Annotated in this window: 10 protein-coding genes; all 10 read left to right on the forward strand. The window is 38.1% G+C overall.

The features are described from left to right. Positions 1-2 precede the first annotated feature (2 nt). A complete protein-coding gene (locus tag GHC26_RS01760) occupies positions 3-1,043 on the forward strand; it encodes an ABC transporter ATP-binding protein (protein ID WP_163969520.1) in 1,041 nt (346 codons plus the stop codon). Then, the gene (locus tag GHC26_RS01765; protein WP_163969521.1) at positions 1,018-1,980 is read left to right on the forward strand and encodes an ABC transporter ATP-binding protein; all 963 of its coding nucleotides are present in this window, start codon (positions 1,018-1,020) and stop codon (positions 1,978-1,980) included. The genes GHC26_RS01760 and GHC26_RS01765 overlap by 26 nt, the downstream gene beginning before the upstream one ends. Before the next feature lie 327 nt (positions 1,981-2,307). Next, positions 2,308-3,492, forward strand: coding sequence for a stage II sporulation protein D (spoIID, locus tag GHC26_RS01770; protein WP_226376819.1), 1,185 nt, complete (start codon positions 2,308-2,310; stop codon positions 3,490-3,492). A gap of 372 nt (positions 3,493-3,864) precedes the next feature. Beyond that, positions 3,865-4,803 carry a M23 family metallopeptidase gene (locus GHC26_RS01775; RefSeq protein WP_163969522.1) on the forward strand — a complete coding sequence of 313 codons (939 nt, stop codon included), beginning with the start codon at positions 3,865-3,867 and terminating at the stop codon, positions 4,801-4,803. A 236-nt stretch (positions 4,804-5,039) separates the two neighbouring features. Next, on the forward strand, positions 5,040-6,083 hold the full coding sequence (locus GHC26_RS01780; RefSeq protein ID WP_163969523.1) for an AimR family lysis-lysogeny pheromone receptor: 1,044 nt from the start codon (positions 5,040-5,042) through the stop codon (positions 6,081-6,083). 708 nt (positions 6,084-6,791) lie between these two features. Continuing rightward, complete coding sequence (spoIIID, locus tag GHC26_RS01785) at positions 6,792-7,073, forward strand: sporulation transcriptional regulator SpoIIID (RefSeq protein ID WP_163969524.1); 282 nt, start codon at positions 6,792-6,794, stop codon at positions 7,071-7,073. Positions 7,074-7,394: 321 nt separating this feature from the next. Beyond that, positions 7,395-8,396: a rod shape-determining protein gene (gene mreB, locus GHC26_RS01790; protein WP_163969525.1), complete on the forward strand. Its 1,002-nt coding sequence runs from the start codon at positions 7,395-7,397 to the stop codon at positions 8,394-8,396. Between the two features lie 180 nt (positions 8,397-8,576). Then, positions 8,577-9,380, forward strand: a complete 804-nt coding sequence (locus GHC26_RS01795) for a flagellar hook-basal body protein (RefSeq protein WP_163969526.1) — start codon at positions 8,577-8,579, stop codon at positions 9,378-9,380. Between the two features lie 39 nt (positions 9,381-9,419). Next, positions 9,420-10,250 (forward strand): flagellar hook-basal body protein, encoded by an 831-nt coding sequence (locus GHC26_RS01800; protein WP_163969527.1) that lies wholly within the window; start codon positions 9,420-9,422, stop codon positions 10,248-10,250. A gap of 81 nt (positions 10,251-10,331) precedes the next feature. After that, positions 10,332-10,685, forward strand: a complete 354-nt coding sequence (locus GHC26_RS01805; RefSeq protein WP_163969528.1) for a DNA-directed RNA polymerase subunit beta — start codon at positions 10,332-10,334, stop codon at positions 10,683-10,685. Positions 10,686-10,908 lie beyond the last annotated feature (223 nt).

Below are 10,908 nucleotides of genomic sequence, written 5' to 3' on the forward strand. Positions count from 1 at the left end.
CCATGACTGATACAATATTATCTGTGGACAATCTGGATGTTTCTTTTCAAACCTATAATGGGGTCATCAAAGCTGTTAGAGGTGTAGACTTTGATTTGAAAAGAGGAGAAACACTAGCAATAGTTGGCGAGTCTGGATCCGGAAAGTCTGTAACAGCCAAGAGTATCATGCAACTATTACCGAAAAAAACAACGATGATCGATGAAGGATCTATTACTTATGAGAATGAAAATCTATTAAACTATAGCCGAAAAGAAATGGAAAAAATCCGCGGAAAAGAAATCTCCATGGTTTTTCAGGATCCGATGACATCGTTAAACCCAACGATGAAAGTAGGAAAACAAGTAGTAGAAGGAATTAGAAAGCATCAGAGTCTAACTAAAAAGGAAGCCTATAATCGTGCACAGGAATTGCTAGAATTAGTGGGGATTCCAAATGCAAAAGAACGGATGGATGCCTATCCACACGAATTTTCAGGTGGTATGAGACAACGTGTGGTTATCGCAATTGCTTTAGCATGTAATCCAAAAGTATTAATTGCAGATGAACCTACTACAGCATTAGATGTAACAATACAGGCACAAATCTTAGACTTAATGAAAGATTTACAAAAAAAGACTGGTACATCAATCATTATTATTACACATGATTTAGGTGTTGTTGTAAATATGGCAAGCCGCATCGCGGTTATGTATGCAGGGGAAATAGTAGAAACAGGGACACTAGAGGAAATTTTTTATAATCCGCAGCACCCTTATACATGGGGGCTCCTGCAATCGATGCCTAAAATGCATCAGGATCGGTCAGTACCACTCATTCCAATTAAGGGATCTCCACCTGATGTTTCCAATCTTCATGATGGGTGTCCATTTGCAGCACGGTGCCCGTATGTGATGAAGGTTTGTCATGATCATGTACCAGATAAAGAGCAAGTATCTGAAACACATTCTGTATCATGTTGGTTGCAGGATGAACGAGCACCTCGTATTAAACAGCCGGATTTTACTGGAGGGGATCATGTTGTCCAAACAAAAACTCGTTGAGGTCAAACAGCTTGAAAAAGCATTTAAAGTAGGAAAAAAACAACTAAAAGCCGTCGATGACATTTCCTTCGATATCTATAAAGGAGAAACCTTAGGATTGGTAGGAGAATCTGGCTGTGGTAAATCAACTGTAGGCAGAACCATTTTAAATTTATATCAAGCCACAAATGGGGAGGTTCTATATAGTGGAAAAAATCTCCAAAATGGTTTGTCCAAACAAGATCGAAAATATTACCAAGAAAAAATGCAGATGATTTTTCAGGATCCATATTCTTCTTTAGACCCACGTATGAATGTACTTGAAATTATACGTGAAGGATTGAAAATACACAGACAGGATTTAAGTACTGAAGAGCAAAAAGAAGTAGTATATGATTTATTACAATTAGTTGGCTTATCGAAAAATCATGCCACACGCTACCCACATGAATTTAGTGGAGGTCAGCGCCAACGGATTGGAATCGCACGCTCGCTTGCAGTAAATCCTGAATTCATTATTGCAGATGAGCCAATTGCGGCACTAGATGTTTCTATTCAAGCGCAGGTAGTCAATCTATTAAAAGAGTTACAACAAGATAGGGATCTAACCTATCTTTTTATTGCACATGATTTGTCCATGGTAAAATATATTAGTGATCGTGTCGCGGTAATGTATTTAGGGAAGATGGTGGAGCTCGCTTCTAGTGAGGAACTATATGATAATCCACTACATCCATATACAAAGGCATTAATGTCTGCAGTACCGATACCAGATCCTAAAATTGAAAGTGAGCGAGAAAGGATTATTCTGGAGGGTGACTTACCTAGTCCTATCGATCCGCCGAGTGGTTGCCGCTTTCGAACTAGATGTCCATTAGCAAAGGATATCTGTGCAGAAGTTGTACCAGAATGGAGAGAAGTTCAAGAAGGTCATCATGTTGCCTGTCATTTTGTATGATATTTTTTTATAAGGATCAGGCATTAAATCATAAAAAAGAAATGGTCTCCGCTAAAAAATCGCCTGTCCGAAGTGGTAATCAAAGACGCTATTGTCGCAGTATAAATCAATAGCAACCTATGCTATGAAAAGCGTTAAAAATAAAATATAATCCTGTAAACCTATGTATTGTTTGTGAAAGGACAATACATAGGTTTTTTATTTTTTTGTTCTATTGTTTTTCCTTTTCGTATAGACATAGTAATAGGAATGCTAGAAAAAATTTCAATCACCTGACACTCCATATTCGTAGTAAATTTATAAAATTTTTAATGAAGGAGGTCATCTATGAATCATCGCAAATTTAAATACAACCGACCATCTAAATCAAAATTTGGAAAAAAACAGAAAGCTACGATGTTAATTCAACAAAAGAAGCAAAAAGACAAAACAGGGCCAAACAAACCAGTAGGCCAAGGTAAACCACTGCGGATACAAACGATGCTCAAGCAGGTGATCCCGTTGAAGTTTCCGAGTGTTTTTGCTATAGGAGGTTTACTTACCATTATTCTAGTCATTCCGACATTAATCGTCACACCATTCGTGAGCGGCGATGAACAAGAAGATATTACGGTGGAAAAGGAGATGACCGAAGTAGCTTTAACTGCGGATGATTCCCCCTTTTCCGTTGCAGTCATGCGCAATGAATCGGAGGAAGTAGAGGATATCCCATTAGAAAATTACGTTGCACGAGTTGTGGCATCTGAAATGCCTGCAGAGTTTGAATTGGAGGCTTTGAAGGCACAGTCATTAGCAGCGAGAACATATATTATTAACCATATGATCCATCAAGGAGCAGGAGGAAATACAGAAGATGTCTATGTGACTGATACAGTAAAACACCAAGTATATAAAGATGAAGCAGAACTCCGCCAACAATGGGGAAATGATTATCATTGGAAAATGAATAAAATTAATGAGGCAGTCGTTGCTACAAAAGGTGAAATTCTAACCTATGATAATACAACCATTACGCCTGCGTTTTTCTCGACCAGTAATGGATACACCGAAAACTCCGAAGACTATTGGGAAAGTGAACTTCCTTATTTACGCAGTGTCGAAAGCCCGTGGGATGAAGATTCACCAAAATTCTTAGATCAAAAAGTATTTACAATAGAAGAGGTGGAACAATTGCTGGCTATTGATTTACCCGATCGCGAAAACGTATCTGTTGAAATCTCAAGAACAGAAAGTGACAGGGTACACGAACTTACGATTGCAGGAAATACATTCTCTGGCAGAGATATACGGGAAGACTTAGGATTACAATCCAGCGATTTTACGATTGAGCAGAAAAATAATCACCTTATCTTTAAAACGGAAGGATTTGGCCATGGCATTGGAATGAGCCAATATGGCGCAAATGGGATGGCAAAAGAAGGAAAAGATTATCGAGAAATTGTCCAATATTACTATCAAGGTGTAGAGATCAGCGAAGTAACCGATACGGCACCAATGCTTGTTAGTAGGTAGGACATTATATATAAGAAGCCTATTGCACCCCAGAAGTTAGAGACCAGTAGCATCTAACTTCTGGGGTGTTAATTATGAATTAATATGGTGGCTTTCACACCTGCGCGTAACCTCAATTCCCATTTGGTGCTCAGTCCTATCAATAAAGTAACAGATAAGTACTCCCCTCCCTCTTTTTAGCAGATCTCCTTGTTCACGTCCTAAAAAACCAGTCAAATCCCTGGGAAAAACAAGAATTAACAGCAATAAATGCGGACAATTTTCTTAATGTACCCTAAAATCGATAAAAAACACATAAAATCAATAATTTTTTTATGGAAGATGTATAGTTTTTCCTTTTTCTGATCAGAATGGTTGTTGAGGTGATGATCAATGAAAGAGGAAAACAACGGCGTAACCCAAAACAAGTGGAAACGTCTAATCAAGAAAAAGTGGTTTTTTCCAGCGGTATACTTAACGGTTGCTGCCCTTCTATTAGCAGGAGTTGTTTGGTATCAAAACGTTGATAACCAAATACCTGAGGTAGAAGATGGCCAAGAGCTAGGGGAAACAGCAGATGATTATACCCCAAATCCTTACGATGAAGATGCCGAACCTGTGATGGAACAACAGGAAATCATTCAAATGCCTGTAGAGGATCAAGATCAAGCAGAAATCGTAACTAAATTTTATGATTACAACTCAGATCAAGAGGATCAAGAAGCTGCACTGGTCCTTTATAACAACCGCTACTATCAAAGTACAGGTGTAGACATTGTATCTTCAGATGGGGAAGCATTTGATGTAACTGCATCATTAAGTGGAAGTGTTGCAGAAGTAAAAGAAGATCCACTATTAGGAAATGTTGTTTCACTAGATCATGGCAATGAGGTTGTTACCTATTATGCAAGTCTAGGTGAAGTCAATGTTGAAAAAGGGCAAGAGGTAGAACAAGGTGAAGCAATTGGTACAGCTGGAAAAAATATCTTTGGACAAGATAACGGAAACCACGTCCATTTTGAACTTCGTAAAGATGGGAAAGAATACAATCCAGAAGACTTCTTTAACCAGTCTGTGACTGTTTTGGATGATGTAGCAGCTGAAGAAGATTCCGAAGATGCTAGTGAATCTAGCAGTATGACACCAGCAGGAGATTCTGATGTAGATGCTCCTACTGATGGAGTAGAAGAATCTGACCCAGTTGAAGAAGAAGATCCTACAGAAGAAACAGATCCAGATGAAGAGGAAGATGAGGAATCAGGTGAAGATGCAGACTCAGATAATGATGATGATGCAACAGATGATGAAATGGACCCATCTGAGAATGAATAAGGCGTAATAGGTAGAAAACCCTAGTTTTGTTAACTGGGGTTTTTTTCCTTTGTATCAAAAATCGGAACAATTATGGGGATTTTAAGCAGAAAATGTCGAACGATTTCGTCTTTTTTTCTAGTAGAAAAGATGTTATTATAGTCATTGGTTAAGTTATTTATTTAATCTATTTAATAAAAAAGATTGCTATAATTCTATAAAGATGGAATACATATGGTAGAAAGGAACGGGGACAAATGAAGTATATCAAATCGGACTTAATGCCTAATTCTGCAATATCCCTAACAATGCCAAACGAATTATCACTTGATCAAGTAATTCTACTATTAAAACAAGAACATGATCCAGAAACGGCAAATGAATTAACACGTAAATTTTGTATCCAATCCGATTCAGATGAAATTAACAAAAAAGGCATGGAATTTCTATATGTTAATAGTTATTTGGAAGACTTACAACAGTTAGTAAATAAGAATAAAGCTTCAAGTAGTATTTCTAATCGTAAATGGGCGGCTGTCTATCAATTATTCTTAGAACGTAAAAGACAGCTGACACCAGTAAGTGAGTTATTACGCCGAGCAGAATGGATCGAGACGAATGAGCCCGAACTAAAATGTTTACTAGAATTTTTCAAGATTTATATTGCATGTGAGAGAAGAGAGTTTGGAGATATCGGAAACTTTTTAGAAAAACAGCAGTATTTATTTGATAATATTAATGATTCATTTCTTATTTCTTACTTTCGTATTCGTCTTTACCAAGTATTATTTATTTATTATTGGAAGCGCAATGAATTAATTATGGCAAGGAAATATGCCTTTCGTGCATTAAATAATATTCCGAGTGTCAGATCCAAAATAAACCTACATATTGATTTGGGATTAACCTATACATACGATACGTTTAAGCAGGGGATGTATCATATGAACGAGGCATTAAGCTTATCGAAACAACATAACTATAACCAATTGGAGAAAAGAATTGTACAACAAGATATTCCATTCTTGGCTGCACAGTTCAATGAGACAGATGGTATCGCAACGCAGGATCAAGGTGAACAAGCTCATCTTGAGATTGCCAAAGGAAATCATGATCAAGCAATACGAATTTTAAATCAAATACCGTTAGATACGCCATTCAAAATTTATTACTTAGGTTTGGCAAAACAGGATCGGAATATTTTAATGCATGCCTATAAAACATTCATTGAAAAGCGGAGTGATTTCTTTTTTAGTAAATTGCCTATGAATGCATTAAAACAGCTTGATATCGCTTATTAAGAAATAACGGGGAGCATCTATCTCAGGGTGCTCCCTTATTTACACGTTAGGAGCATAAAATTTTAGCTAAGAAGTGGTCTCGACGTTGCTAAAATTTTAATGTTTCTTTGTTAGTTTTAGTAGTTGTTTTCACACTGCATAAGTGTAACTAAGGTTTTCGCCATAAGAACTTGGCGAAAAGCCTAGTTTTCTAATCGGGGGTAATCAAGGCACTTCTAGCTTTTGTTCTTGGATTTCCACTTATAAGTTCTTCATCGAATTAATCCCTCCTTCCGTAATGCTCGTATCCTAGGCTAATCTCAAATTTGTACATGCACTCCGACTGAAATCCTATAATTTTAAGCATAAATACAACGTTTCCCTAATAAAATGTATCAAACCAAGCAATCTATAATGTCTGAGGTGAGGGCTTGTGTAGCTTTTCATCTAGGTAAACTTTGTCGATCGATGACTACATATTTCCAGATTTTTCTAAATTCCTTTGATAGTTACCCGTTTTCTAGTATTCCTTTTATTTATAACCTGATAGATGATGTTGTAATCCATGAACGACCATGTAAACAATCATGAACAGGCATCCAAATCATACATACTACGCTTTTAGCTGCACAGCATTACTTTCTTGTAGATAAGTGAGCTATATCGAAAAGTGAATCACCTTGTCTCAAATCACACCTCGGAAATAACCAACATAGGGAGGCGAACGGTGTGCACGATTACATCAAAGAAAGGACGATCAAGATAGGGAAACAAGTCGTGGAGACGAGGAAAACTGTCCGTACGATAGCAAAAGAATTTGGTGTTTCCAAAAGCACGGTCCATAAAGACTTAACAGAACGGTTACCGGTAGTAAATCCAGAGCTTGCTAACGAAGTAAAAGAAATCCTAGAACACCATAAAGCTATCCGTCATCTACGTGGAGGCGCTGCAACCAAAAAAAAGTACGAAGTCAATTCACCAGAAGATCCCCCAGTAAAACCAATCGGATAATCACCTTACCCACAGTATAGTATCCATTCTCAGTGGATAGGCGTCATATAATACTCCTTTCCCTATTAATTTTAGGAGGTGATGCCAAGGGAAAAAAAGCAATACGTACCCAATAAACATACTAAAAAAAGGTGTCTAAAAGCACAGTCCAAAAATACAGGCTGTGCTTTTAGGTGTGTTTGCAAATAGGAAGACTTAACATTGTGATGTTTTCGCATTAAAATTCACGATATATGCAGTTAAATGTTGAAATTTGTGGTAAAATAAAATACTAGTAGGAATATGTTCAGTAAGTATTTGTAGCAGGGAGGATCTTAATACATGTTTTCTAGGGATATCGGAATCGACCTTGGAACTGCCAATGTGTTGATTCATGTGAGAGGGAAAGGGATCGTGCTAAACGAACCATCTGTCGTGGCACTTGATAAAAACACTGGAAAAGTCCTTGAAGTCGGTGAAGAAGCTCGACGCATGGTTGGACGGACACCAGGAAATATTGAAGCAATTCGTCCCTTAAAAGATGGTGTTATTGCGGATTTTGATATAACAGAAGCGATGTTAAAGCATTTTATAAATAAAATCAATGTACGTGGATTTTTATCCAAACCGAGAATGTTAATTTGTTGCCCAACGAATATTACCAAAGTAGAGCAGAAAGCAATCAAAGAAGCAGCAGAAAAATCTGGCGGTAAAAAAGTGTATTTAGAAGAAGAACCTAAAGTTGCTGCAATCGGTGCAGGTATGGAAATTTATCAGCCAAGTGGAAATATGGTCGTAGATATCGGTGGTGGAACTACAGATGTTGCGGTATTGTCGATGGGTGACATTGTGACAGCTGAATCCATTAAAATGGCTGGCGATAAATTTGATGTCGAAATTCTCCAATACATAAAAAAGAAATATAAATTGCTGATTGGAGAACGGACAGCAGAAGATATTAAGATTAATGTGGCAACGGTTTTTCCAGATTCTCGTAAAGAGCAATTGGATATTCGTGGACGGGATATGGTAAGTGGACTACCACGGACGATTACCGTTTATTCCGACGAAATTGAACAAGCATTACGCGAACCTGTATCGTTAATTACGCAAGGTGCGAAAACCGTACTAGAACGGACACCACCAGAATTATCTGCTGACATCATTGACCGTGGTGTTATTTTAACAGGTGGTGGTGCATTGATTCATGGGATCGATCAGTTATTAGCAGAAGAGCTGAAGGTTCCCGTATTCCTTGCTGAGGACCCAATGGATTGTGTTGCAAAAGGAACAGGCATTATGCTGGAAAATATCGATAAAGTGGAAAAAAAGAAAATTATTTAATCAAGATCGATAATTAGCAAATACCCGTTTTGGCCAATGATAAAACCATAAAAGCATTTTTTTACACGTTAGGAAATTATAAGAAATGGATTCGACGTGGCTGAAATTTTAATGTCCCAAGTATAAGAAAAAACTAAGGACGATTGAATACGAAATTTTTCTGAAAATAGGGGGAGAGAAATGTTAAGAGGATTTTATACTGCTGCAAGTGGAATGATTTCCCAGCAACGTCAGCAAGAGGCATTATCCAACAATATAGCAAATGCCAATACACCAGGCTATAAATCAGACCAAGCGACATTACGAGCGTTTCCTGAAATGTTAATACATGAAATGGGGAACAGAAATATCCCAACGACAACAGGACTTAATCTCCCTACCCAAAATCCGCTTGGGACACTGAATACGGGTGTATATGTCCATGAAATGGTCCCTAATCATGGGCAAGGTGACGTAAAAGAAACTGGTATTGGAACAGACCTCGCTTTAGTCAACGGTACCCTTCCAGACGAGACAGGCTCGCTTTTCTTTACCGTACAAAATGAAGATGGGGAAGTACGTTATACAAGAAACGGCAATTTCACGGTGGATGGACAAGGATTCCTTGTTACGACACAAGGCTATTACGTATTAGACCAAGCTGGAAATCCAATTCAAACAGATGGGATGGAATTTCAGGTGATGGAAAATGGCACATTAGATGTAGCTGGTCAGCAAATTCCACTTGGGATAGCTTATACGGCGAATGCCAATGATTTCGAAAAAGAAGGAAATGGCTTATTCAATGGGGAAGCCGGTGCAATACCAGTAGGTACGACATTTTCCGTACAACAAGGATTCCTCGAACAATCGAATGTTGACGCACTGCAATCAATGACGAGTATGATGGAGTCATATCGCATGTTTGAAACGAACCAGCGTGTATTGAAGGCTTATGATGAAAGCTTAGGCAAAGCAGTTAGCGAAATTGGCAGGCTAGGATAAATTTGAACAATCGTAAATAGGACTACAGGAGTGAAGGACATGTCACGTTCCATGATACAGGCAGCGGTTACGATGAATCAGTTGCAACAAAAGTTAGATGTGATAGGTAACAATATGGCAAATAGCCAAACAACTGGTTATAAAACACGTGAGGCAGAATTCTCCTCGCTGTTATTTCAACAAATGAATAATATGCGAGATCCACAAAATGCAGAAGGGCGGCTAACACCAGACGGAATCAGGGTTGGTTCTGGTGCTAGACTTGGTGCTATTAATAGTAATTTAACACAGGGTGCTTTAACTGAGACAGAACGTCCATTAGATACGGCATTGCTTGGGAAAAATCAATTATATCAAATTCAAGTAACAGAAAATGATGTCACCGAAACTCGATATACGAGGGATGGCGCGTTTTTCCTAAGTCCGATTAATGGGAACCAAGATGTGATGCTGACGACAAAAGATGGCCACCCAGTTCTAGGGGATAATGGTCCAATTACCTTTGCAGATGGTTTTGATGAGATTAAGATTCAGCCAAATGGTGAGATCGTTGTCTCTCGTGGTAATGCAGAAGAAACAGTTGGGAACCTAGCGACTGTCGAAGCCGTTCGGCCAAGAGTGTTAGAAGCAACAGGGGATAATCATTTCCGTATGCCAGATTTAGCTGCATTAGGGTATAATTTAGCTGATATTATTCAACCAACTGCTGCAAATGAATCAGTTTTAAAAAGTGGCGCGCTGGAAGCGTCAAATGTTGATATTTCCAAACAAATGACAGATCTTATCAATACACAACGGTCTTATCAATTTAATGCAAGGTCTATATCTATGGGAGATGAAATGCAAGGACTAATCAATCAACTACGCTAACTAACCATTGACGAAAGCCAAAAGATCTCTTATAGTATTCCTAGATAAGTGAAATCGGCCAAAGTAAGGGAGTACGTATCCATGCCAAGCAATGAAAGAGGACAAACTGCAGAGCAAAAAGAAACCCGGACAAAACAAAAAAGAGTGAAAACCTCTGAGAATGAGAATGTACAGGCGAAAAAAGAGGAATCACAGGCTCAAACCAGGAAAGAACAAAAGAAAAAACAAAAAGCGGAAAAACGAAAAAAAAAGAAGCCAAGGCGACGTATTTTCCCAATTTGGTTACGGATTATAGTAGTACTCTTGCTAGCAGGAATCGCTTTAATTGCAGGGCTCATGATTGGTTTTGGTGTACTTGGAGATGGAAATCCCACTGATGTATTAGACCTAGATACATGGCATCACATCATTGATATAGTAACAAAAGAAGCGTAATAACAAACGAGCATGTCCATCATATGGAACATGCTTTTTTAACAAGTGTGTTGTTTTTAAAAAAGACTTTTGCTTTTTCATGTATAAATCTTGGTGAATAGTTGATGTATTATACGCAATAGTTTAGCTATGAATACCGCTACGGAAATACACTTCGCTTTCACCAGGGGCATAAGTGCGACATCTGTTCAAACTATTCGTTTTCACAGTGTCTTCTTTACCG

Source organism: Oceanobacillus halotolerans, from assembly GCF_010993955.1.
GTDB classification, from domain to species: Bacteria; Bacillota; Bacilli; order Bacillales; family Amphibacillaceae; genus Oceanibacillus_A; species Oceanibacillus_A halotolerans.

Coding starts and splice junctions, on each gene's coding strand:
- GHC26_RS01760 (WP_163969520.1), top strand. CDS start 3: ATGACTGATACAATATTATCTGTGGACAATCTGGATGTTTCTTTTCAA.
- GHC26_RS01765 (WP_163969521.1), top strand. CDS start 1,018: ATGTTGTCCAAACAAAAACTCGTTGAGGTCAAACAGCTTGAAAAAGCA.
- spoIID (WP_226376819.1), top strand. CDS start 2,308: ATGAATCATCGCAAATTTAAATACAACCGACCATCTAAATCAAAATTT.
- GHC26_RS01775 (WP_163969522.1), top strand. CDS start 3,865: ATGAAAGAGGAAAACAACGGCGTAACCCAAAACAAGTGGAAACGTCTA.
- GHC26_RS01780 (WP_163969523.1), top strand. CDS start 5,040: ATGAAGTATATCAAATCGGACTTAATGCCTAATTCTGCAATATCCCTA.
- mreB (WP_163969525.1), top strand. CDS start 7,395: ATGTTTTCTAGGGATATCGGAATCGACCTTGGAACTGCCAATGTGTTG.
- GHC26_RS01795 (WP_163969526.1), top strand. CDS start 8,577: ATGTTAAGAGGATTTTATACTGCTGCAAGTGGAATGATTTCCCAGCAA.
- GHC26_RS01800 (WP_163969527.1), top strand. CDS start 9,420: ATGTCACGTTCCATGATACAGGCAGCGGTTACGATGAATCAGTTGCAA.
- GHC26_RS01805 (WP_163969528.1), top strand. CDS start 10,332: ATGCCAAGCAATGAAAGAGGACAAACTGCAGAGCAAAAAGAAACCCGG.